The organism is Mesorhizobium humile (assembly GCF_033977215.1).
Classification (GTDB): domain Bacteria; phylum Pseudomonadota; class Alphaproteobacteria; order Rhizobiales; family Rhizobiaceae; genus Mesorhizobium; species Mesorhizobium humile.
Map to the genome: position 1 here is coordinate 31,405 of NZ_JAVIIV010000005.1, position 22,865 is coordinate 54,269.

Here is a 22,865-nt window from a genome sequence, read left to right on the forward strand (position 1 = left end):
CTCACGTTGGTGTCGCGGCAGCCCCGATTTCCCTTCCAAGCCGGAGCATCTCTGCGACCAGCAGGTCGAGGTCGTCGCGGCGCGTGCGGTGGTTGGTGATTGCCACCCTCAGGCAGTGCCGGCCGCGCACGGTGGTATCGGACAGGACGGCGATGCCCTCTTCCTGAAGTCTCAGCATGATCTCGGTGTTGAAAGCCTTGAGGCGCTCTTCGGACGCGCCGGCCAGCCGGTGGCGGAAGCTGGCGATGTTGATGGTGGTCGGCGCCATCAGTTCGAGCGCCGGCTCCGCTTCGACCAGCCGCGTGAGGTAGCGGGCCTGGGCGATGTTCTGGTCGATCAGTCGGCCGAATTTTTCGACACCGTGCTCCTTCAGCGCCATCCAGATCTTCAACGCGCGGAAACCCCGCGATGTCTGCAATCCGTAATCGAACAGCCATTCTCCGGAGGCGAGGCCGCGCGGCGCCGATTCCAGATATTCGGGCGTGACGGCGAAGGTGTTGCGGTGGGCGGACGCGTCCCGCACCAGCGCGCAGCCTGCCTCGAACGGCGCGTGCAGCCATTTGTGCGGATCGAGCGCGATCGAATCCGCCTGCTCTATGCCGGCGACGAGCGATCGGCTCTCGGGCGCGATCGCGATCAGCGCGCCGATGCAGCCGTCGACATGAAACCAGAGGTCCTCTTCGGCAGCCGCCCTCGCCAGCGCCTGAAGATCGTCGACGGCCCCGGTGTTGACGGTACCGGCGGTGCCGATCACGCAGGCCGGCTTGAAGCCCGCCTCGCGATCCTCCGCAATGGCCGTCTTCAACGCATCGATATCGATGCGCAAACCGGCATCGGTTGGGATCCGCCGTAGCGCCCGGTTGCCGAGGCCAAGCGCTTCCATCGCCTTGCGGTGGCAGGAATGGACCTGGTCCGAGGCGTAGAAACGCAGCGGCCTGGGGATGGCGCCGACGCCACGTTCGCGCACGTCGACGCCCGCCTTGACGTTGCGCGCCACGGTGAGGCCGATGATGTTGGCCATCGAACCGCCGCTGACCAGCGTGCCGCTGGCCGAGGCAGGAAAGCCGACCATCTCCTTGCACCAGTCGACCACCTGGCTGTCCATCAGCCCGGCGGCGTGGTTGCCGCCGCCGAGGTTCGAACCCTGGATCGCCGCCAGAAAATCACCGAGCGCGCCGGTGAAATTGCTTGAGCCCATATACCAGGACCAGAAACGCGGATGGATGTTGCCCATCGGATAGGCCATCACGTTGCGGGCGACGTCGCCGTACACATCGGCGAGCGGTGCCGGCCCGCGCGGCAACGGCGCCGAAAAGAAAGCCCGCACCTCGGCTGGCATCTCGCGCCAGGGCGGACGATCCCGAACGTCCTTGAGATAGCCGATGGCGTCATCAACGATCCGGCGCGACAGAGCCTGCATATCGGCCCAGTCCCTCGGATCCAGTGTTTCCTCAGTCGCTATGGTTTCCGGCAAGCCGTCCATCGATCTCTCCCGCACAACAAACGTGACCCTGAACAGGGTCACGTTGCGCCAATCAATCTGGCGTCCCCACCCGAAAACCCACGCTACGGAGCGCGCTTACGCGTCGAACCGACCGCTTGGCGTCGAGCGCGACAGCGCCGTTTCCTCCGCGTCCATCTCGGCCTCGATGCCGTCGAAGAGCGGCGTCGACATGTAACGCTCGCCGGTGTCGGGCAGCATGCACAGGATGACCGAGCCGGCCGGCGCCGTACCCGCGATCTGCCGCGCCACGGCGAAGGTGGCGCCGCCGGAGATACCGGTGAAGATGCCTTCCTGCTGCGCCAGCGCCTTCGCCCATTTGATGCCTTCGGGACCGGGGATCGGCACCACCTCGTCATAGTAGCGCTGGTCGATCGCCTCCTGCAGGACATGGGGGATGAAGTCCGGCGTCCAGCCCTGGATCGGATGCGGCTCGAAAGCCGGATGGCTGGCGGCCGGCGCCCCGCCGGCGCCGCGCTCCTGCTGCTTGCCGCTGCCGACCAACTGGGCATTCGCCGGCTCGGCGAGCACGATCTTCACCTCCGGGCGCTCGCGGCGCAGCACACGGCCGACGCCGGCAACCGTGCCACCGGTACCGTAGCCGGTGACGAGATAGTCAAGCCGCGACCCGGCGAAATCATTGACGATCTCGCGCGCCGTCGTCGCTTCGTGGATGGCGGCATTGGCTTCCGTCTCGAACTGGCGCGCCAGGAACCAGCCATTGGCTTCGGCGAGCTCGACCGCCTTCTTGTACATGCCGAAACCTTTCTGGGCGCGCGGCGTCAGCACCACCTTGGCGCCAAGCATGCGCATCAGCTTGCGGCGCTCGATGGAGAAGCTGTCGGCCATAGTCACCACCAGCGGATAGCCTTTCTGCGCGCAGACCATGGCAAGGCCGATGCCGGTGTTGCCGCTCGTCGCCTCGACCACCGTCTGGCCGGGCTTCAACTTGCCGCTGCGCTCGCCTTCCTCGATGATGTTGAGCGCCAGCCGGTCCTTGACCGAAGCCGCCGGGTTGAAGAACTCGGCCTTCACATAGATGGTCGCGTGGCCCGGCCCGAGATTGTTGATGCGGATGACCGGCGTGTCGCCGACCGTATCGAGAATGCTGTCGAACAGACGGCCGCGCCCGGACGTGGTTCTGATTTTCAGTTGATGCAACATGGCTTTCTCCTCGATGTCCTCACGTGCCGGTTACAGACCGGCAGCTTTGGCGGCGCGGTTTCGACACCTGGCCGCGATAGGTTGCTTGATCTGCCGCAAAAGCGGCAACGGCGGCGTTCCGGTACGGAATGGGGCTGCCGGCTGCCTCCTGCCATCTTTGGTGATAGAATATGGACCAACTGGCCAGCGTTGGAGAAAGCGTGGAAACATACGTGGAATCCACCCGATCGAGCCTGAACGGCACCGTTGGCCTGTCCGTAAGGCTGCTCGGGCAACTGGCGATTGCCCGCGACGGGGTGCCTGTTACCTTGCCGTCGTCGCGCAAGCTGCGCGCGCTGCTTGCCTATCTGGCGCTGGCGCCCCACCCTGTCAGCCGCGGCCGCCTTTGCGAACTTCTCTGGGACGTGCCCAACGATCCGCGCGGCGAACTGCGCTGGTGCCTGAGCAAGTTGCGCGCCGCGCTTGACGACCCGGATCGACGCCGGGTCGAAACCCATGGCGATACGGTGTCGCTTCGCCTCGATGATGTCCATGTGGACGCGCTGGATGCCGCCTCGGCGGTGGCCGAAGGTGTCGAGACGCTCGATCTCATGCGGTTGGAGGCGCTTTCGCAGCATTTCGCCGGCGACTTTCTCGACGGTCTCGAGCTCGATCGCAGCCCGCATTTTGGCAGTTGGCTGACGGCGCAGCGCCGCCGTTTCAGCGCATGCCATGTCGCCGTCCTGGAGCACATCATCGGTCTTGTCCCGCAGGGGGCCGAGGAGGCCGGCGCCTATATCGACAGATGGCTGGAGCTCGCGCCCTTCGACCGCCGCGCGCATGTGGCGCTGCTGGAAAATCTGGCCCGGCGCGGACAGATCGGCGCCGGCGAAGAGCATCTCGCCACGGCGGCGGAGCTGTTCCACTCCGAAGAGCTGGACTTCACCCCGCTGCGCGAGGCGTGGCAGGAGATAAGAGCCCGGAACGCCGGCGCAACGCCATGCGCCCGATCCGGGCCGGCTTTCCCGGCCTCGGAGCCGCCCGCCGCCGCGATCGAATCCGAGCCCGCGGCGACGCGCCGGGCGTCCCTCGCGGTGATGCCGTTTGCGGAGAGCGCCGGCGCTGGCGGCTTCCGCGGCGGGCTGGCCGACGGTCTCACGCATGACATCATCACGCGGCTTGCCAAGCTGCGCGATTTCTTCGTCATCGCCCGCGGCTCGGTCTTCGCGCTCGCCGAGAAGAACATTGCACCGGACGACGCCGGGCGCAGGTTGAATGTCGACTATGTCGCGGCGGGCTCGGTGCGCAGCCTGCCGGGCCGGTTCATCGTGTCGGTCGAACTCGTCGAGGTCCGCACGGCGCGGATCGTCTGGGCCGAGACCTTCGAGCACAAGCCCGACGACATCTTCATCGTCATCGAAGATATCGGCAACAGCATCGTCTCTTCCATCGCCGCCGAGATCGCGACGGTGGAGCGCAACCGCGCATTGCTGAAAGCGCCAAACTCACTCAATGCCTGGGAGGCCTATCATCGCGGCCTCTGGCACATGTACCGCTTCACCCGCCAGGAAAACGAGCTGGCGCAGCACTTCTTCAGCGAAGCGCTGAAGCTCGACCCCACTTTCGCGCGCGCTTATGCCGGCATGTCCTTCACCCACTGGCAGAATGCTTTCCAGCGCTGGGGCGACCGCGACCGCGAGACCACGCTTGCCTTCGAAAGCGCCGGGCATAGCCTGCTCGTCGATGACCGCAACCCCGCCGCCCACTGGGCGATGGGCCGCGCGCTATGGCTGCGTGGCGAGCAGGACGGCGCGCTGCTGGAGCTGGCGAGCGCCGTCGACCTCAGCCCCAATTTCGCGCTCGGCCACTACGCGCTGTCCTTCGTCCATTCGCAGTCGGGCGACCCGCAATCGGCGATCGGTTCGTCCGACCATTCGCGCCATCTGAGCCCCTTCGATCCATTGCTGTTCGGCATGATGGGCGCGCGCGCCATGGCGCATGCCCGTCTCGGCGAATACAACGAAGCCGCGGAATGGGCGCTGAAGGCGGCCGCGAGGCCAAACGCCCATATCATCATCCTGGCGATTGCCGCCCACTGCCTGGCGCTGGCAGGCCGGCAGGGCGAGGCGCGGAATTACGCCGCCATGATCCGCAACACTTTTCCGAACTATCGCGCCGACGATTTCATCGCCACCTTCCGTTTCGACCGGGATGGTGAGGCTCTCTTCCGGAACGGCGCGAAGCTGATCGGGCTGAACTGAATCCAGCCATCCGCTAATGCATGAGCGGCCCGCTGGCCTTCCGCCAGGCGTCGATGCCGCCTTGGATGTGGCGGGCGCTGGCAATACCGACATCCTGCGCCGCTTGCACCGCCATCGCCGAGCGCTCGCCGAAAGCGCAGTAGAACAGGAGCTGCTTGCTCGTCGATTTCGCCAGCTCGTGCAGCATGCCGCCGGCGGCGATGTTTTCCTGCAGCCGCGCATAGGGCAGATGGATCGCGCCGGGAATGACGCCGTGCCGCTCGCGTTCGGTCTGCTCGCGCAGGTCGATCAGCGCCACGTCGGGCCGCCCGACCAGCGCCAGCGCCTGCTCGGCGCTCACCGCCCAGCCGCGGCTGGCGATATCGTCCTGATGCAGCCCGACCCGCATGTTGGCGGGCACGGCCACATCCATCATCTTCGGGTTGGACAGATTGAGATTGTTCATGATGTTCACATACTCGTCGACCGACTTCACCTGCAGGCGCGGGTTGAAGGCCTTTTCCTCGCCGATCGTCGACACGGTCTCGCCCTTGTAGTCGTGGGCCGGAAAAATCATCGTCTCGTCGGGCAATTTGAGGAGGCGGCCGAAGATCGATTCATATTGCTGGCGCGGATCGCCGTTCTGGAAGTCGGTGCGGCCGGTACCGCGGATGAGCAGCGTGTCGCCGGTGAAGACCCGGTCCGGCAGGATGAAGCTGTAGGAATCGTCGGTGTGGCCGGGCGTGTAGATGACGTCGAGCGCCAACCCCTCGATGCCGAGCTTGTCGCCGTCGGCAAGCCGCATCGAAACCACGTCGGCCTTGGTCTGCTCACCCATCACGGTCACGCAATGCGTCTTGTCGCGCAACGCGCCGAGGCCGGTGATGTGGTCGGCATGAAGATGCGTGTCGACGGCCTTCACCAGCCTCAGATCCAGCTCGTTGACCAGTTGCAGGTAGCGCTCGACCTTCTCCAGCACCGGATCGATGATCAGCGCCTCGCCGCCGCGCCGGCTGGCCAGCAGATAGGAGTAAGTGCCCGAGACGGAATCGAAGAGTTGACGGAAGATCATCGTCGCATACCCCGCTGCATTTTCACTGCCGGACGTCGTCCGTACGGCCGCAGCAACATTCTACTGCATAGGCTTCCGGAATCGGAATGGATTTCGAAAAATATATAGGTGGTAGACGGCCTTCCCCATAGCGACGGAATGCCACCTTTAAATGTGGCGCCGGCCGGTCGAGCAGCTTCCTCAAAAAGCCTTGCTGAGACGAGCTACGCCCCGGACGGTGAAGGCATTGTCGCTGCCGTAGCCCGCCTCGAAGCCGGCATTCAGCATCATGCCGGCGCCCACCTCCGCGGCGACGTCCGCGCCGGCAAAGCCGCGCATCACAAATTTCTTGCCGCCGGCGGGAAACGAGATGTCCTGGCCGAGCAATGTCGCCGAAACGTCGTCGCTGCTTTGCGCGATCGCGTCGATCCCCGCTCGAAGCGTGGTTTGCCAGGCTTGGCTCGGCGTGCTGACGGGCTCCAAAGCCAGCGCGAGCTGGCCACGCGCCTCGAAGACGTTGACGTTGCGCCGCGCGACCGCGAGATCGCCGTCCGAGCCGGTCTCCGCGTAGTCGTCGATGAACAGCCCGGCGTAACGCAGCCGCACGCTGGGTATCAGCGTACCGGCCTTGACTGGGAGCCGCATGCCGAACGCGACCGATGGGCTGAGGAAAACGCCGTTGAAATCCGCCCGCGCCGTCTCGACGCCGTCGAGCACCAGATTGTTCGCGACACGGCGGCGGCTGCGTTCCTGGAGCAGGCCGGCGACGAATGCCGCCTCGGCAAAATGCGCGCCTCCGTCATAGCCGAGGTAGCCGCCTGCAAACACACCACGGTGGACGATCTCCTGCGCGGCGCCGTCGACCTCGGTCGATCCGGCGGCGCCTCCGAGGAACAAGCCGCCGAGGAAGCCGTCGCCCGAGCGCCTTTCGGCGCCGGCGACCACGCCGCCTAGCGCCTCGCTGAACCCGGCCGATGCGCCGGAACCGTCCTGGGAGCGTAGCCCGCCGAATGTCGAGATCCAGGCGTCTGGACCTCTATGCGTCGCGGGCAAATCGTCGCCTGGGGCGGACATGCGCGCCTCGGCGACACCTTCTATGCCGTCGACGAGGTCCTCGACCAGCGGCCCGCTGCTGGCAATCCCGGTGATGTCCACCACCGCCACGCTGTCGCCGCTCGTCACGAACGGCCTGCCGCCGGTCACGATGGTTTGTGGCAGGCCGCTTCCTGAAAAGCTCAGGACGGCGTTCAGTCCGGGGCCGAAGGTGACGGTGTTGCCGCCGCCGGAAAAGACGATCGGCCCCTGGATGGCCGTCCCGCCCAAGAGATTCAGCACCGCGTCGGGCGCGCCGAAATAGATCGCCACGCTCTGGTCGCTGAAGACGCGGCCGGAATTGGTAATGACGGAGTTGCCGCCCTGGGCGGCGATTGCCACACCGCCCACGCCCCCCACGATGACCGAACCCGAATTGCTGATCGTGGCGTTGCCGAACAGGGTGCCGATGCCCGTCGAGGCTGTCCCGAAGACATTGACCGTGCCGCTGTTGGCGATTGCGATATCATTGCCGCCAGCACCAATGCCGACGGAAGCCAGCCCCGACACCGTGATCGACCCGGAATTGTCGAGCCGAAGATCGTTGCTCTGCCAGATGATTCCTCCGAGTGCCTCGTAGGCCTCGATCGAGCCGCTGTTGTTTATCTCCAGGTCCGGTCCATCGCCGATGATGGCGGCGGCGGCCGTGCCCGAGACGCCGATAAAGCCACTATTGTCGACGCGCCCGCCGGCGGCATCGCTGATGATGCCGTATGTGGCGACGCCAAGCGCTTCGATCGCGCCGTCGTTCACGATGCGCGCATTGCCGCCCTCCGACAAGATGCCGATCGAGGCATCGCCTATCGCCAGGATGCCTCCGTTGTTGAGGATGGTTGCGCCGCTGCCTTGCGAATGCACATTGGCAGCGCCGCCGCCCAATGTTGCAATCAACCCGTCATTGGTCAGCCGCTGGCCCGAATTGAGCATCCGCACCGCATCGATGCCGGCGCCGAATGTCTCGATCACCCCGTTTGCAGCCACGATGCCAGTGTCGCTGGCGCCCGTCATCGTCTGCTGGCCGGCAGTGGCGCCATTGCCGATGACAAAGCTCTGGCAAAGCGCCGCGCCGCTTGCAAGCGAGACCCCGGCGAAAATCGACAGCGCAACCGCGCCTGACCCCCCTGTGCGCGACGTCGGCATCACCCCCTCGGCGCATGGGCACGCAACAGACGGATTCTGCACTCGAAGGAGACGAAACACAAGCCGCGGGCAAAACGCCTGGACGGGGCTGAACGACCCGCGAAGAAGCCTACCGCCGCAGCACCGCGCTCAGCACGTCGCGGATGCCGATCGAGCCGACGAAACGCGAGCCTTCGTCGAACAGCGCCACCGGCGCCGTCTGCGAGCGATGCATGGCGAGCATCACCGTCTTCAGCGGCGTGCCGGGGTTGGCCCAGAACACCTGGGCCCCCTCCTCCGGCTGGCGCTCGACATCAGCGCAGGAGACCCACACCGCCGGCTTGCCGTCGCGCTCGGCCGCGGCCACCAGGCCATGCTCGTCGATCTTGAAGCGCGTCGTCTTGCGCCGGTCAAGCCACACCCAGCCGTCCTCGCCGTGCTCAAGATCGCGCCGGTCGCGCATCACGTTCCACGCCGTCAGCACCGACAGCGGGTTAACGTTGGCGATGAAGTCGCGGACATAGTCGTTGGCGGGGCGCAGCACGATGTCTTCCGGCGCGCCGGTCTGGACGATGCGGCCGCCCTCCATGATCGTGATGTGGCTGCCGATCTTCAGCGCCTCCTCGAGGTCGTGGCTGACGAAGATGATGGTCTTCTTCAGTTCGGCCTGGAGCTGCAGCAATTCATCCTGCAGCTTGGTGCGGATCAGCGGGTCGAGGGCAGAGAACGGCTCGTCCATCAACAGGATCGGCGCCTCGGTGGCGAAGGCCCGGGCGAGACCGACGCGCTGCTGCATGCCGCCCGAAAGCTCATGGGCGTATTTTTTCGACCACTGGTCAAGATGGACCAACTGCAGCTGCTTCTGCACCCGCGCCTTGCGTTCGGCCTCCGGCACGCCTGCAAGCTCGAGCCCGAAGCCGACATTTTCCTCGACCGTGCGCCACGGCAGCAGGCCGAACTGCTGGAACACCATGGCCACCTGCTTCTGCCGCAGCCGCCGCAAGGTCGCCTCGTCGCAGGTGACGACATCGACGGTGCGGTCGCCGTCCTTGACCAGCACCTGGCCGCGCGACACGACGTTCAGCCGGTTGACGGCCCGAAGCAGAGTCGACTTGCCGGAGCCGGAGAGGCCCATCAGCACCGAGATCTCGCCCTCATGCACGGTGAGACTGGCGCCGGCGCAACCCAGCACGTTGCCGGTCTTTTCGAGTATCTCGGCACGCGTAGCGCCTTTGTCGATCATCGCCAGCGAACCGGCCTGATCGGCCCCGAAGACGATATCGACGTTCTTGAAGTCAACCGCGACGGTCATTTCTTGCCTCCAACGCCGATGCGGGTCATGCGGTCGAGCACGATAGCGAGCACGACAATCGCGAGGCCGGCCTCAAGCCCGAGATCGATGCGGCGCGAGCCGAGCGCGCGGTTGATTTCGGTGCCGAGGCCGCCGGCGCCGATCAGGGCGGCGAACACCACCATCGACAGCGACAGCATGATCGATTGCGTCAGGCCCGCCATGATGGTCGGCAGCGCCGACGGCAGCTCCACCTTCCACAGAAGCTGGCGCTTGGTGGCGCCGAAGGCTTCACCGGCTTCGACGATCGCCTTGGGCACCGAAACCACGCCGAGATGCGTGAGGCGCACGGCTGTCGGGATGACGAAGATGATGGTGACGATGAGGCCGGGCGCGTTGCCGAGGCCAAACAGCGTCAGCACCGGGATCAGGTAGACGAAGGTCGGCAGCGTCTGCATCAGGTCGAGCACCGGCAGCATGACCCGGTAGACCTTCGGCTTGTGCGCGGCCCAGATGCCAAGCGGCACGCCGATGGCCATGGCCATGGCGGCGGCGGCAACCACCAGCACCAGTGTCTGCACCGTCTGCTTCCACAGGTTCTGGTTGATGATGAAGATCAGGCCGAGGAAGACGCCGATGGCGAGCGGCCGCGAACGCTGCAGCAGCCAGGCGATGATCGCGATGACCAGCGCCAGAAGCACTGGCGGCACCATCAGCAGAAGGTCCACCGCCCCGTCGAGGATAAAATTCAGCCCGTTTGAAAACGCCCGGAAGATGGTGTCGAAATTGTCGGTCAGGAAGCCGAAGAAGGCCTTGCCCCACGGCCCGATGGGGATCTTGTAGTCGGTCAGGAGTTTCGAAATCGGATCCATCTTTCCCCTCTCGGCTTCGCCGCGCTTTCCGTACGGTCATCTTCTCACAGGATAAGAAAAAGGGCAGCCTTTTCTATCTGGCTGCCCTCTTCCGGATGATCATTCCGGACTCAAAGCCGGCTCAGCTCCCGAGCGCGGTCTTGACGGCTGCCGCCGCGTCGCCGCCATCGAAGGTGGTGACGCCGGCAATCCAGGGCGCGACCGCGTCGGGATGCTTCTTCAGCCAGTCTTTCGCCACCGTCTGGGCGTCGCCGCCCTTCAGGATCGCGTCCATCATCTCGCCTTCCATGTCGAGATTGAACTTCAGGTTGGCGATGAACTTGCCGGCGTTCGGGCATTCGGTGGTGTAGCCCTTGCGCACATTGGTGTAGACGGTGGCGGCGCCGAAGCCGCTGTCGCCCATGCCGTCGAGATAGGTGATCTTCATGGCGCCCATCACCGGATGCGGCGTCCAGCCGAGGAAGGCGATCCACTCATTGTTCTTCATCGACTGCTCGGCCTGCGTCAGCATGCCGGCTTCCGACGACTCGACCAGTTCGAAGCCTTCGAGATTGTCCTTCGGGTTCTTGATCATGTCGAGGATGATGCGGTTGCCGTCATTGCCGGCCTCGATGCCGTAGATCTTGCCGTTGAACTTATCCTTGAACTTGCCGAGATCGGTCAGCGACTTGACGCCGGCATCCGCGACATAGGTCGGCACGACGATGCCGTAGCCGGCGCCGGTCAGGTTGGTGCTGATCGTCTCGACCGAGCCGTCTGCGGTGTAGTCCTTGATGTCGTTGGTCATCGACGGCATCCAGTTGCCGAGGAAGACGTCGAGGTCCTTGTTCTTTAGCGAAGCCATGGTCACCGGCACCGAGAGCTGGATCGTCTGCGGCTCATAGCCGAGCGCGGTGAGCAGCACCGAGGCCAGCCCCGTGGTGGCCTGGATGTCGGTCCAGCCGACATCGGAGAGCCGAACCGCCTTACAGCTCGCCGGGTCGCCGGCATAAGCAGCGGTCGTGGACAGAAGCGCCGCGAGGCCGAGGCCTGCGACGAAAGATTTCATACGCGACATGAACTTTCTCCCATTAAGATTCCGAGGCGATGCGAAGTTACGGTTCTTGCGCCCGCCTTGTTTCGTCAGCCAAACACCATTTTGATGTTGTTTCAAGCGGTTCGACATCGCGATGAACGGCGCGCGCTGGTCATTAAGCGACATGACGGGGTTTTGAACGACATCCAGTTTTTGGTGGACGGAGCCGGGGGCCCCCTCCCCGTGCGCCGACATGTGGGCTTAGAAGGGCGACATGGCCAAGCTCTACTTTCACTACGCGACGATGAACGCCGGCAAGACGACGATGCTCCTGCAAGCGTCCTACAACTATCGCGAACGCGGCATGTCGACGATGCTGTTCGTCGCCGGCCACTACCGCAAGGGCGACAACGGGCTGATCTCGTCGCGCATCGGTCTCGAATCCGAGGCCGAGATGTTCAGAGACGGCGACGACCTCTACGCCAGGGTCACCGAGCATCACCAACACGCTCCGGTGCATTGCATCTTTGTCGACGAGGCGCAGTTCCTCGAGGAAGAGCAGGTCTGGCAGCTCGCCCGCATCGCCGACCGTCTGGGCATTCCGGTCATGTGCTACGGCCTGCGCACCGATTTCCAGGGCAATCTGTTCTCCGGCTCGCGGGCGCTGCTCGCCATCGCCGACGACCTGCGCGAGGTGCGCACCATCTGCCGCTGCGGCCGCAAGGCGACGATGGTGGTGCGCCTGGGGCCCGACGGCAAGGTAGCGAAACAGGGCGACCAGGTTGCGATCGGCAAGGATGTCTATGTCTCGCTCTGCCGCAGGCATTGGGAAGAAGAGATGGGTCGGGCCGCGCCAGACGACTTCATCGGCTTTGTCCGGGCCTGACGGTTTCAGGCAGCCGAGACGCGCCGTGTCGGAAACCGCCAGCCAAGCCGAACGCCGAGTGTCGCCAGCGCGATCAGCGCCATGCCGGCGGCCTGCGCAGGCCGGAGCGGGTGCGCATACAAAGCCCAGTCGATGATGATGGCAACGACCGGATAGATGAAGGTGAGGATGCCGATCACCGGCGTCGTCAGGCGCGGGAAGGCCGAATTCATCAGCACATAGGCGATGCCCGTATGCAGGATGCCGATCCCGGCCAGCCAGCCCCACGATGCCGGCGGCATGGGATGACCGATATCGGCGAACGGGGCGAGCATCACGACCCCGACCAGCGTCTGGCAAAGCACCGTGACCTCGGCGCGCTGCCGTCCGAGACCCTTGGCGAGAATCGTCGCCACCGCGTAAAGCAGGGCGGCGCCGAGCGTGAGCGCGATGCCAAGCGCCCATTTCGGGTCGGCATGGTCCCGCGTGACGACCAGGCCGCTGGCCAGCACGACGCCAAGGAACGCGCCGAGCATCCACAGAACCTGGTCGAGCGAGATGCGTTCCTTGAGGAAGGCAACGCCAAGCAGCACCACGAAGAACGGCTGCACATGGTAGACGATCGTCGTGGTTGCGATCGATGTCATGGCGAAGCCGGCGAAGAAGGCCGTCCAGCTCAGCACCATGCAAGCGCCGGCGAGTGCCGCCAGGGCAAGCCGCGATAAGGCCAGCGTCCGATCCGGCAGGTAACCGCGCAGCAGGCACCATGCGGCCAGGAATATGGCGCCGAACACGCATCGCCAGAAGACGACGGTGACCGGATGCTGTCCCGATTCCGTCACGAAGGCGCCGACCGTGCCGGCGATCACCATTGCCAGCGCAAGCGTCGCGGCGGGGAAACGGTCGATCGATATGCCTCTCATCGCAAGGCTCTCCGGCGGGTCGAAATCCATCTGGCCACTTGCAGCGATCTCAAGCAAGCGAATAGATTTGTGATGATCTATTCGATATGCTGATAGCACCATGGCCGCTCCCCTCGACCTCAACCTGCTGAAGACCTTCGTCGCCGTCGTCGAAAGCGGCAGTCTGTCCAACGCAGCACCTCGCGTCGGCCGCAGCCAATCGGCGGTCAGCATGCAGATGCAAAGGCTGGAAGAGACGGTGGGCAACCAGCTTCTGGTGCGTGGGCCGAGAACGGTCACGCCCAACGCGGCCGGAGAGGATTTCCTCATCTATGCGCGCCGGCTGCTGAAACTCTCCGACGAGGCCTGGGCGAGCGTCACCCGGCCGAAGGAAACCGGCAGCGTTCGCCTCGGCGTGCCGGACGACTACGCCGCCTTTCTGCTGCCGCCGGTGCTGTCGCGTTTTGCCGAGGAACACCCGCTGGTGACTGTCGAGCTCGTCTGCGAGCAATCGACCGCCCTGGTGAAAACCCTGGCCGAAGGGCGGCTCGACCTGGCGATCGTCACCCGTCTGCCGGACCAGCCGCTCGACGTGATCCGGCTGGAGCGCTTCGTCTGGGTCGCCTCGCCGAACCACGTCGCCTGGCAGGCCGATCCCTTGCCCGTCGCCCTGTTCGAACCGGGCTGTGCGGCGCGGATGAACGTCCTGCAGGCGCTTGGCGATGCCGACAGGTCCTATCGCTGCACCTATTCCAGCGCCTCCCTGCTTGGCCTCGTCGCCGTGGTGCAGGCCGGGCTCGCAGTCGCCGGCCTGGCGCAGCGAAGCGTGCCTCCGTCGCTGCGCATCATCGGCGCCAATGAAGGGCTGCCGGTGCTGCCGGACCTCGAGATCGGCATCTTGCGCAACCCGTTGTCGACGACGCCGGCTGTCGAGCGGCTGAACGACTTCCTGCGCCGCGACCTGGCCCAACAGGCTTGATTGCGGCTATCTGGACGAGGCGGCCGGATCACGCGCAATCTTTGGCGTCGCGCCAATCCATGATGTCTTTGTTAAGGCCCGCGCCCTATTTTCTGTCGTCAGCCAGAACCAGCCGGAGACCCCGTCATGTTTCGAGCCATCTCGTGCGCCGCCCTTTTCCTGCTCGCCGGCGGCCTTGCCGCGCATGCCGATGGCGACGCGGCGCTTGGCAAGAAGGTCTTCAACCGCTGCATCGCCTGCCATGAGGCGGCAAGCGACCGCGACAAGGTCGGCCCGCATCTGATGGGCGTCGTCGGCCGCAAGGCCGGCTCCGCTGAAAGCTTCGCGAGCCATTATTCGCAAGCCATGAAGGATGCCGGCGCCGCGGGCCTCGTCTGGGACGACGCCAACCTCGCTCAATATCTCAAGGCGCCCAAACAGAAGGTTCCAGGCAACAGAATGGCCTTCACCGGTCTGACCAGCGATGACGACATCGCCAACGTGATCGCCTATCTCAAGGTCGACCCCAAGCCCTGATCGACCCCGTGAACCCGGCATCGCCGCCGCAAGACATTTGCCGACGTTGTTTCATGACCTTGGCCGTTCGCAAAAACAAGACCTAAGGCATATCAGCTAAAGCTGTTCGATGGTGGTGCGCATGACTAGGCGCCATGCGCATGCTTGCCTTGCCTTTCAAGCACCTAGCCAATTCTTTTGTTTTGACGCATCTCCTTGTCTTCCTTCTTTCAATCCCTTGAAGCCCCACATATATTCGCCGCCACGACACGCAAACGGATGCCGAAGCGGGAGGCCCCAATGGCGACATTGCAGAATTTCGATGCCGAAATTGCCAAGACCAAGCAGGTCGTGCAGGACATGCGCACCAAGATCGAGCAGTCCGGCACCGTGCTCGACACGCTCGCCCAGGCCGACAAGAAGATCGGCGACGCCAATTTCGACATCGAGAACGCCCGCATCGAAGACGTGCTGAAGCAGCAGAAGGTCATGGAAGGCAACATCGCCGACCTGATCATCGGGCTCGAGGACGCCACCAACGTCTTCGGCGCCGAATTCGAAAGCATGAAGAACTACACCGGCTGGGAAAACTTCGTCGGCGTCTTCTCGGCGCAGCGCAAGCAGCGCATGCGCACCGACCGCGTCCGCAACATGTCGCTGGCCGGCAACCTGCAGGAGCTTTTGGCGAAGTCGGACACCATCGTCGGCATCCTGAAGGCGCAGAAGCAGGTCCTCGACCAGCGCTACAAGACCTCGGAGGCCAGCCTGTCGCAGGTGATCGAGCGCCGCAAGGTGACCATGTCCAACCTCGAGGCGGTGCAGAAGCGCATCGAGGAGTTGAACCCGCAGCTTCTCGACATCGAAAACAAGATCGCCGCCTCCACGACCCAGAAGGAGCGCACCGAGCTTGAGGGCGATCGCTCGAAGATGGCGACCGAATACAACGAAAAGCAGGCCAAGGAGCAGGAGTTGCTGGCCGAAAGCCAGACGCTGGAGCGCTACACCTCGATGTTCCAGACCTTCGTCGATTCGCTCAACAACCAGATCGCCGCGCAGTCGACGCTGATCAACAAGCTGACCATCGACACCGAGCAGCGCATCGTCCTGTACAAGGCGCTGGAAGATTCGCTGAAGACCGCAGCCCAGCAGGACGTCGCCCACAAGATCAACACGCTGGGCAGCCAGGTCGACAACACGGCCGAGGAAACCATGGCCGGCATCGGCGCCGCCTCGCAGAAACACATCGGCGATCTGCTCGAAATGCACGAGAAGAACATGGTGGCTTCAGCCGACATCCAGCGCCGCAAGAAGCTCGCCGACGATGCCTTTGCCCGCCGCTTCGACGATGTGATGAAGAAGCACAATTCCGCCAACTACGTGCAGTCCTAAGCAGGTTCCGCAAAAGTGTCCCACGGTTTTGCGGTCAGAACCTGCGAAAAACAAAGGAATCCAGGCAGATATTCGTGGGGTATCCCACGAATATCTGCCTGGGCGGCGCCGCTGATTTCATTTCCACGGCAGCCTCATGACACCTGAGAACGACGCGGCGGCGCGCTATTTCTCCGCTATCACGGCGGCGCTGAGCGGGCTGGAAGTGTTCATGCGCGACGACCGCTCGCCGCTTTACCGGCACGGCATCGTCGCCAGGATCGTCGCGGAGTATATCGCGCGGTTGGAAAAGTCCTTTGCCTGCTGGCGCAACCGGCTCGGCTTCATGGATACGTTCCGCATTTCGCGCGCCGAGAGCGGCTATCCCGTTTTCCAGAACCTGCTCGAATTGGAAAATGACCGCCAGCAGGCCGATGCCCGGCTGGCCAACATCCCGCAGGCCGGTGAGCTGCGCGAGGAGATGGCCGACTTCATCCTGCGCCACAAGGAGTTTCCCGAGGCGCTGCAGAAATCGATGGCCGAGCGGCTCTATCTGGAGGACGTCAAGAGCGAGGCGACCTTCGGCCCGTTCACCCTGGCGCAGACGGCGAAGGTCTCGGTCAACCCGAAGACCATGCGGCCCTATTACCTGGTGCACTGGGCCTCTTTCGACGGCAGCGCCAACCTGCCGCTGGTCTATATGGTGACAGTCGAGGATTCCTCCGACAGCATGGTGCGCCAGCTGGTCGACGTGAACGGCAAGCTCAACGAGCGGGTCGACATTCCCCTCCCCGTCGACGGCCTGCTCAACCCGGAGCTTGCGCACCGCTTCGACGACTTCACCGAGAAGAATTCGGCCTATACCCTGTCGCCGGCGACGATCGCGGTCAATCTCGACAAGGATTTCGAGCCGCTGCATCCCAAGCAGCTGCGGCGCGTCGTGCTGGGGCCCTTCTACTCGGCCGGCATCACCGACAACAATTCGACCGTGGCCGAGGTGCTGGCCAAGGTGCGCAAGCCGGAGAACGCCTGGCTGCTCACCTGGACCATCCAGGAGGTCTTTTCCAAGAGCGAGAAGCCGGGCCGCAAGGGCCTGTTTTCCAGCGAAAAGACGACGCAGGAGTTTTACATCAACACCGACGATCTCGAAGCAGCGCGCCAAGGCGTGTCGAGCTACGAGAACCACGCGCTGATCCCGCATGAGGCCTATCAGGCGCTCTATGCCGCGGGCGAGGCGCAGAAGATCTTTTCCGGTTACAAGGTCCACATCCTGTCCAACGGACAGGTCATCAGCGATGTATGAGATGCTTGCACGGCCAGAGGCGCGGCGCGCGAGCGAGGTGCGAAAAATGACACCAGCAGGCAGAGTTTTCGCCAAGAAAAGAGAGCTTGACGCTCTAAAAAAGAAAGCTCGCCCGGGTGCCTTGGATGGCTTGGAGCACACCCAGCGGATTGACATCACCTATACGTCGAACGCGATCGAGGGCAACACGCTGAGCGCGGGCGAGACCGCCCTGGTCCTTGAGAAAGGCATCACGATCAGCGGCAAGCCCCTCAAGGACCATCTCGAGGCGGTCGATCATGCGCGGGCCCTGAACTGGGTGCTGGAAATCGCTGCCCAACGCGACGCTCCGATAATCGAGGCGGACATCCGCAACCTGCATCATCTGGTCGTCGCGAATTCCAGGCCGGAGATCGCCGGCCGCTACGCCGATCGCGCCCGTTATGTGAACACCGATGCCGGTGTTCACAATTTCCCGACGCCAACCGAAGTGCCCGCGCTGATAGAAGCTTTCTCCCGCTGGCTTGGCGCGGCACGAAATAGACCGCAAACCGCCTTCGAGGCCCATCGGCGGCTGGTTGGCATTCACCCCTTCAACGACGGCAATGGCCGTACGGCGCGGCTGTTGATGAACCTTGTGCTGGCGCGCGCCGGGTATCCGCCGGTGGCAATCCGCCCCGAAGATCGCCCTGCCTACATCGCGGCGCTTGAAATCGACCAGCGCGGCGGCGGTCATGCGGCCTTCGACAGGCTGCTTTTCGAAAGGCTGGACCAAACGCTGGACCTCTATCTCGATGCCGCGCATCAAGCTCGCGATCCGTCCGTCGGTGCCGGCAAGATAATTCCGATGAGGAGCTGATCATGGACACCGGGCTGACCACGATCTCGGAAGCCGCAATCGAAAAGCACCGCGCGACCGCGCAGAGCTTCATCACCCGCATCGTCGTGCTGGAGGATCCCTCGCGCGAATCCGGCACCGCGCTTGCCGGAACCAACCGCCGCTTCGTCTCGACGGTGTCGGTCGGTTCAGTGCGCCGCACGCGCGAGGTCGAGCTCTCGAAGACGGTCGCGGCCATCCATCCCGACGACCAGTTGATGACGATCCCGCAGCACACGCTGCTCTACCGCGCCCGGCGCGGCCTGGCGATCGCGCTCGCCATATCCGACGTCTTCGCCGAAGGCTCCGACCTTGAAAGCCTGCAGGCGAAAAACGCGCGCGCGCCGCTGGAGGGCGACGAGGCGGCCACCTTCAAGAAGCTTCTGTCGGCGTCGGCCTACGTCTCCGCCTTCAGTTTCGCCTCCTATCTCTTCCAGCTGATAGACAGCGACGGCGAGGCGCCGAACGATAGTCCCGAGCCCGACTTCCTGTTCGACACCCCGCAGGACGCGGTGAAGTCGATCGTCGCCGGTCTCGACAAGGCGATCGCCGGTTCGAAGGATGACGCCGACCTGACGACACGGGCGCGGGCCTTCGCTCGTGTGGCCATCGACGGGCTCTTGGCGCGAAAAGGTCGCTTCGACGGCATCGGCCCGTTCGAGAACGCGCATATCCGCATCGACGTCGACGATTTCACCCTCGACGGCTTCGACGTCGCGCCCGGCAAGCGATCCAAGCCGCTGGTGATGACCTTCAAGAAACCGGAAGAGGTGGTCGGCAACCACATCGCCAAATTCCAGTCGGTCAGGCTGGCCAAGATGCTGATGGCCTATGATTTCGAGCGCGAGCTGAACCCCTTCGTCGAGCTCGGCGGCTTCCTCTTCACCTTCATCGGCGACGGCGCGCCGGGCACCGGCAAGACGACGCTGATCCAGATGATCGCCGGCCTCGTCAACGGCTACTGTCAGGTCGCCGGCTATCCCTTTGCTTACGAGAATTTCGGCGTCGACCAGATCTCGTCCTACCAGGGCAAGTCGGGCCAGAACTGCCGCCAGTTCATCAACAACGTGCTCAATCCGCGCGTCATCGGCTTCGGCACCATCGACGACATCGACCAGGTGGCCGCGCGCCGTTCCGACGACCGCGCGTCCGCCGGGCAGCAAGAGATAACCGGTGTGCTGATGGACGCCTTCGCCGGCGCCTCGACGGTCGTGCGCGGCAACTGCTCCTTCGGCATGTTTTCCAACTATCCCGAAAATGTCGACGATGCGCTGCGCCAGCGAGCCGGCGCGCGATGGCTGGTCGATGGCCCGCAGACCCGCGACGACTATATCGACATCTTCGTGCTGCTTGCCGGCAAGAACCACGACATCCCGCTGGGCAAGCACGAGCTCTATGCCGCGCAGGAGATCCAGCGTGCGGTGAGCGAAGCCTATGAAGAACACGAGAAGCCGCAGGAGGACGGGCTGATAAAGGTCTATGAGCGCTACTTGAAGGAGAATGGCGCGCCGAAGACCATGGCCGATGTCGGCACCTACCTGCACATGATCAAGGACGCCGAGCCGCGCTTCACCGGTCGCGCGATCAAGAACGTTACCGACGCCATCAAGATGCGCGCGATGGATATCGAGCTGCCGGACGACTGGTTCGAAAAGCCCGAAGCCTTCATGCACAAGAGCTACGACGACAAGAAGGCGATGATCGAGGAACTGCGCGGTCCGTTCTCGATGGACATGGTCATGCAGGAGATCAACCGCTACGCCGATTCCGAGTTCCGCTATTCCGACAAGTCCGACGATGCCGCGGTGGAGAAGTTGCTGCGCGACGCAAGGCTGCGCGAGAGAGCGGCACGCGAGATGGAGGAGATGAAGAAGAAGGGGCTGTGGAATGCGTGAGCTGCGCCAACGCCCCCTTCTCCCCTTGTGGGGTCCGAAGGACGGGGCGAGACCCGTGGCTCGCCCCCGTGGGGTGGATCGGCGCGACAGCGCCGAGACGGATGAGGGGTGCTCCAGCGGAGTGAGGCGCTCGCGTTCCCTGGAACACCCCTCATCCGTCGCCTTCGGCGACACCTTCTCCCACAAGGGGAGAAGGGAACGCTGCGCCGCCCCTCATCCGCCCTTCGGGCACCTTCTCCCCGTGAACGGGGAGAAGGACAGGTGAAGAAAAAGCCCGACCTCCTGCGCGACAACGAGCTGATCTACGGCCGGCTGCTCACCATCGACGAGTCGCATCTTATCCAGCGCTACAACAAGGCGCTTGCCGCCTTCGGCCTCGAACCGACGAAGCTGAAAAGCTTCCAGATCGACCGCACCGGCTTCTCGCCCGAAATCGCCGAGGAGTGTGGCGATTATGACTATCTCGACCCCAACGAGGTCAACCGCCGCTTCATCATCCTGACGCCGTCGCAGATCGACCTGCCGGTGGTGCACACCGCCTTCTCCAACACCTCGCAGCTGATGTTCGAGTTCATGTCGAAGAACCAGCGTGCCATCGACGCGCTGACCATCAAGGACGTGATCTACGGCGAGATCGAGGACTCGGTCCCCAAGGTCAACGACATTGAGGACCTGCTGTCGATCAACCAGGTCGAGTTCAAGGTGTTGTCGGCCGAGGACGTGCTGGGCAAGGCCGCCGAGCTCGGCAAGCTGGTCGACCGGCTGAAGCAGGAGCCCGACGCTTGGCGCGACAACGCCATGCTTGAGCGCATGGTCGATCTTGCCAAGGTCTGCGGCGACATCCGCGAGAACGCGCTGGTGCCGGATCAGGTCATCTTCCGCCACAACGCCTACTGGACCAGCCATTTCGGCGGGCTCTATGTCTTCGTCGACCCCGACATGACGACGGTCATCTGCGATCCTGCCGCCCCCGGCTTCCGCCGCTCGCGACCCTGGCAGGTCAGCTATCTGTCGATCAACGACGCCGACAAGGTGTTCCGCTTCCTGGCCGCCACCGGACGCCTCGACCTGCCGCGCGCCTCCTGGATCGAAGCTTCCGGCTATCTCGAACATCGCGCCGAAATGGTGGTGCGGGCGCTGATCCGCGACGCCGAGCCCAATCGCAACCTGACCGACGTCGACAAGGTCTGGCTGCAGACCTGGATCCTCGGCCATGCCGACCTGATCGCAAGCGACGGCAATTTCCCGTTCCTCAATGCCGCCAAGCGCGAGATCGCCCAGTTCGGTCATCTCAAGATCGAGGACGTGGCGCCGCGCCAGCGCTTCCTGGTCGTGCGCGCCAAGCCCGATCATCCCGATGCCTGGCTGACCAACCAGCTGATCTCGGATTTCGTGCCGCAGGACTTCGTTTCGCGCTACGTCTTCAACAAGCCGGGTTTCTACAAGGACTATGACGGCTTCAGCGACGCCTGGCGAAGCCATGTTGTGGACGTTCTGAAAACCACATATCTGAAGGACAAGGTGGCGTTCCGCGCGCGCCTTTACGGCCTGACTGACTAGAACGAAATGAACCGTCATTTCGTTCTAACTTTTTGTTTGGCGCATGATGTTGTCCAAAAAGTCTGCAACTTTTTGGCATCATGCTAAGGGGGTGCCACAGCCATGCTCGACCCGATCGTGAACTTCTTCACCCGGATATTCCAGTGGATTGGCCGCGGCATCGGCTTCGTCATCGGCGTCATCCTGTGGCCGTTCATGTGGGTCGGCCGCTGGTACGGACAGCGCGGCTGGATTCTCAAGGCGGTGGTCGGCCTTGCCATTCTGGTATTGATCGGCCTCTACGCCAATTTCTTCTACGCCACGCAGTGGTGGAACAATTTCAACCCGAACTATCCCGACACCTACACGTTCGAGAAGCGCAACGTGTCGGCCGGCGAGCAGGTTGCGGCCGGCAGCGGCACCGATACGGCCAAGACATGCGGCAACTCGGCGATCGCGCAGGTCGCCGCCGATTTGACGGACTTCAACGTCAACCAGAATGCCTGGATCTCCTCGATGATCCTCTACAAGCTCGGCCTGTTCGGCATCGATTGGGACGACACGCCGTGGATGGACAACAAGGCCTCCTTCCAGCGCGGCATCAACCAGGCGGTGCGGCGCACCGCGACCGAGCTTGCCGACAACCTCGGCCGCGTGCGCACCACCTCGCAGATCGACGCCGACCTGCAGGATGCGCGCGGCAATCTGCAGTTCGACGAGTACACATGGTATTTCGGTCTTAATCCGTTCGGCCCCAAGACGCCGACGCCGAGCTATTATCGCGACGCGGTGCGCAAGCTGCGCTCCTTCAACGCCCGTCTCGCCACTTGCCAGGCGACCTTCGACGCCCGCGCCGACAATCTGAAGCAATATATCGACCGCATCGCTTCGGACATCGGATCGACCTCGGCCATCCTCAAGGAACGCGCCGAGAACCACAACAACGGCTGGTTCGACACCCGCGCCGACGACCGCTTCTGGTTCGCCTACGGCCAGCTCTACGCCTATTACGGCCTGATGAAGGGCGCCCAGGCCGACTTCGAGGACGTGATCAAGGAGAAGCACCTCCAGAGCCTGTGGGACACGATGGACCAGCAATTCGTCTCGGCGCTGCGCATCCAGCCTTTCATCATCGCCAATGGCCGCGAGGATGGCTGGCTGTTGCCGACGCATCTGACGACGATGGGCTTCTACATCCTGCGTGTGCGCTCCAACATGGTCGAGATCAGCAACGTGCTGACGCAGTAGCGCCGGGTTGGGGCAACACTGCGATGGCGGATTTGCGCCGTCGCCTCTGTCGCTTTTCGCGTATTAGGCGGCTGTTTTGAGACGGCGAAGC

18 protein-coding genes are annotated in these 22,865 nt (G+C 63.9%); 10 read left to right on the forward strand and 8 right to left on the reverse strand.

Features of this window, described 5'->3' with window-relative positions:
• Position 1: 1 nt before the first annotated feature.
• The gene (locus RFM52_RS10050; RefSeq protein ID WP_320293348.1) at positions 2-1,483 is read right to left on the reverse strand and encodes a pyridoxal phosphate-dependent decarboxylase family protein; all 1,482 of its coding nucleotides are present in this window, start codon (positions 1,481-1,483) and stop codon (positions 2-4) included.
• A 96-nt stretch (positions 1,484-1,579) separates the two neighbouring features.
• The gene (locus RFM52_RS10055) at positions 1,580-2,665 is read right to left on the reverse strand and encodes a PLP-dependent cysteine synthase family protein (protein ID WP_320293347.1); all 1,086 of its coding nucleotides are present in this window, start codon (positions 2,663-2,665) and stop codon (positions 1,580-1,582) included.
• Positions 2,666-2,835: 170 nt separating this feature from the next.
• On the opposite strand from RFM52_RS10055, the gene RFM52_RS10060 reads away from it, so the two are divergent.
• The gene (locus RFM52_RS10060) at positions 2,836-4,905 is read left to right on the forward strand and encodes a transcriptional regulator (RefSeq protein WP_320293346.1); all 2,070 of its coding nucleotides are present in this window, start codon (positions 2,836-2,838) and stop codon (positions 4,903-4,905) included.
• 13 nt (positions 4,906-4,918) lie between these two features.
• Here the strand turns inward: RFM52_RS10060 and RFM52_RS10065 are convergent, their stop codons facing one another.
• From RFM52_RS10065 to RFM52_RS10085, 5 genes are all read right to left on the reverse strand, one after another.
• Complete coding sequence (locus RFM52_RS10065; protein WP_320293345.1) at positions 4,919-5,956, reverse strand: MBL fold metallo-hydrolase; 1,038 nt, start codon at positions 5,954-5,956, stop codon at positions 4,919-4,921.
• Between the two features lie 180 nt (positions 5,957-6,136).
• On the reverse strand, positions 6,137-8,167 hold the full coding sequence (locus tag RFM52_RS10070) for an autotransporter family protein (protein WP_320293344.1): 2,031 nt from the start codon (positions 8,165-8,167) through the stop codon (positions 6,137-6,139).
• Positions 8,168-8,276: 109 nt separating this feature from the next.
• Complete coding sequence (gene choV / locus RFM52_RS10075) at positions 8,277-9,458, reverse strand: choline ABC transporter ATP-binding protein (RefSeq protein ID WP_320293343.1); 1,182 nt, start codon at positions 9,456-9,458, stop codon at positions 8,277-8,279.
• Positions 9,455-10,309 (reverse strand): choline ABC transporter permease subunit, encoded by an 855-nt coding sequence (gene choW / locus RFM52_RS10080; RefSeq protein WP_320293342.1) that lies wholly within the window; start codon positions 10,307-10,309, stop codon positions 9,455-9,457. The genes choV and choW overlap by 4 nt, the downstream gene beginning before the upstream one ends.
• Before the next feature lie 121 nt (positions 10,310-10,430).
• Positions 10,431-11,366: a choline ABC transporter substrate-binding protein gene (locus tag RFM52_RS10085; RefSeq protein ID WP_320293341.1), complete on the reverse strand. Its 936-nt coding sequence runs from the start codon at positions 11,364-11,366 to the stop codon at positions 10,431-10,433.
• A gap of 232 nt (positions 11,367-11,598) precedes the next feature.
• On the opposite strand from RFM52_RS10085, the gene RFM52_RS10090 reads away from it, so the two are divergent.
• Positions 11,599-12,210 (forward strand): thymidine kinase, encoded by a 612-nt coding sequence (locus RFM52_RS10090; RefSeq protein WP_320293340.1) that lies wholly within the window; start codon positions 11,599-11,601, stop codon positions 12,208-12,210.
• Between the two features lie 5 nt (positions 12,211-12,215).
• Here the strand turns inward: RFM52_RS10090 and RFM52_RS10095 are convergent, their stop codons facing one another.
• Entirely contained in the window at positions 12,216-13,112 is an 897-nt protein-coding gene (locus RFM52_RS10095) for a DMT family transporter (protein WP_320293339.1), read from the reverse strand.
• A 100-nt stretch (positions 13,113-13,212) separates the two neighbouring features.
• Here RFM52_RS10095 and RFM52_RS10100 point away from each other — a divergent pair, with 100 nt between their 5' ends.
• From RFM52_RS10100 to RFM52_RS10135, 8 genes are all read left to right on the forward strand, one after another.
• Positions 13,213-14,070, forward strand: coding sequence for a LysR substrate-binding domain-containing protein (locus tag RFM52_RS10100; RefSeq protein ID WP_320293338.1), 858 nt, complete (start codon positions 13,213-13,215; stop codon positions 14,068-14,070).
• A 126-nt stretch (positions 14,071-14,196) separates the two neighbouring features.
• Positions 14,197-14,586 carry a c-type cytochrome gene (locus RFM52_RS10105; protein WP_320293337.1) on the forward strand — a complete coding sequence of 130 codons (390 nt, stop codon included), beginning with the start codon at positions 14,197-14,199 and terminating at the stop codon, positions 14,584-14,586.
• Between the two features lie 279 nt (positions 14,587-14,865).
• Positions 14,866-15,954 carry a coiled-coil domain-containing protein gene (locus tag RFM52_RS10110; protein ID WP_320293336.1) on the forward strand — a complete coding sequence of 363 codons (1,089 nt, stop codon included), beginning with the start codon at positions 14,866-14,868 and terminating at the stop codon, positions 15,952-15,954.
• A 136-nt stretch (positions 15,955-16,090) separates the two neighbouring features.
• Complete coding sequence (locus RFM52_RS10115) at positions 16,091-17,236, forward strand: hypothetical protein (protein WP_320293335.1); 1,146 nt, start codon at positions 16,091-16,093, stop codon at positions 17,234-17,236.
• The gene (locus tag RFM52_RS10120; protein WP_320293334.1) at positions 17,229-18,074 is read left to right on the forward strand and encodes a Fic family protein; all 846 of its coding nucleotides are present in this window, start codon (positions 17,229-17,231) and stop codon (positions 18,072-18,074) included. The genes RFM52_RS10115 and RFM52_RS10120 overlap by 8 nt, the downstream gene beginning before the upstream one ends.
• Positions 18,075-18,076: 2 nt before the next feature.
• The gene (locus tag RFM52_RS10125) at positions 18,077-19,987 is read left to right on the forward strand and encodes an AAA family ATPase (protein ID WP_320293333.1); all 1,911 of its coding nucleotides are present in this window, start codon (positions 18,077-18,079) and stop codon (positions 19,985-19,987) included.
• A gap of 261 nt (positions 19,988-20,248) precedes the next feature.
• A complete protein-coding gene (locus tag RFM52_RS10130) occupies positions 20,249-21,547 on the forward strand; it encodes a DUF6638 family protein (RefSeq protein ID WP_320293332.1) in 1,299 nt (432 codons plus the stop codon).
• A gap of 102 nt (positions 21,548-21,649) precedes the next feature.
• Positions 21,650-22,774 carry a DUF2333 family protein gene (locus RFM52_RS10135; protein ID WP_320293331.1) on the forward strand — a complete coding sequence of 375 codons (1,125 nt, stop codon included), beginning with the start codon at positions 21,650-21,652 and terminating at the stop codon, positions 22,772-22,774.
• Positions 22,775-22,865: the final 91 nt, after the last annotated feature.

Excerpts from the sequence above, each read along its gene's own strand:
- RFM52_RS10085 (WP_320293341.1), bottom strand. The coding sequence starts at position 11,366 with ATGTCGCGTATGAAATCTTTCGTCGCAGGCCTCGGCCTCGCGGCGCTT.
- RFM52_RS10115 (WP_320293335.1), top strand. The coding sequence starts at position 16,091 with ATGACACCTGAGAACGACGCGGCGGCGCGCTATTTCTCCGCTATCACG.
- RFM52_RS10120 (WP_320293334.1), top strand. The coding sequence starts at position 17,229 with ATGTATGAGATGCTTGCACGGCCAGAGGCGCGGCGCGCGAGCGAGGTG.
- RFM52_RS10065 (WP_320293345.1), bottom strand. The coding sequence starts at position 5,956 with ATGATCTTCCGTCAACTCTTCGATTCCGTCTCGGGCACTTACTCCTAT.
- RFM52_RS10070 (WP_320293344.1), bottom strand. The coding sequence starts at position 8,167 with ATGCCGACGTCGCGCACAGGGGGGTCAGGCGCGGTTGCGCTGTCGATT.
- RFM52_RS10110 (WP_320293336.1), top strand. The coding sequence starts at position 14,866 with ATGGCGACATTGCAGAATTTCGATGCCGAAATTGCCAAGACCAAGCAG.
- RFM52_RS10055 (WP_320293347.1), bottom strand. The coding sequence starts at position 2,665 with ATGTTGCATCAACTGAAAATCAGAACCACGTCCGGGCGCGGCCGTCTG.
- RFM52_RS10105 (WP_320293337.1), top strand. The coding sequence starts at position 14,197 with ATGTTTCGAGCCATCTCGTGCGCCGCCCTTTTCCTGCTCGCCGGCGGC.
- RFM52_RS10095 (WP_320293339.1), bottom strand. The coding sequence starts at position 13,112 with ATGAGAGGCATATCGATCGACCGTTTCCCCGCCGCGACGCTTGCGCTG.
- RFM52_RS10060 (WP_320293346.1), top strand. The coding sequence starts at position 2,836 with ATGGACCAACTGGCCAGCGTTGGAGAAAGCGTGGAAACATACGTGGAA.
- choV (WP_320293343.1), bottom strand. The coding sequence starts at position 9,458 with ATGACCGTCGCGGTTGACTTCAAGAACGTCGATATCGTCTTCGGGGCC.
- choW (WP_320293342.1), bottom strand. The coding sequence starts at position 10,309 with ATGGATCCGATTTCGAAACTCCTGACCGACTACAAGATCCCCATCGGG.
- RFM52_RS10090 (WP_320293340.1), top strand. The coding sequence starts at position 11,599 with ATGGCCAAGCTCTACTTTCACTACGCGACGATGAACGCCGGCAAGACG.
- RFM52_RS10125 (WP_320293333.1), top strand. The coding sequence starts at position 18,077 with ATGGACACCGGGCTGACCACGATCTCGGAAGCCGCAATCGAAAAGCAC.
- RFM52_RS10135 (WP_320293331.1), top strand. The coding sequence starts at position 21,650 with ATGCTCGACCCGATCGTGAACTTCTTCACCCGGATATTCCAGTGGATT.
- RFM52_RS10100 (WP_320293338.1), top strand. The coding sequence starts at position 13,213 with ATGGCCGCTCCCCTCGACCTCAACCTGCTGAAGACCTTCGTCGCCGTC.
- RFM52_RS10050 (WP_320293348.1), bottom strand. The coding sequence starts at position 1,483 with ATGGACGGCTTGCCGGAAACCATAGCGACTGAGGAAACACTGGATCCG.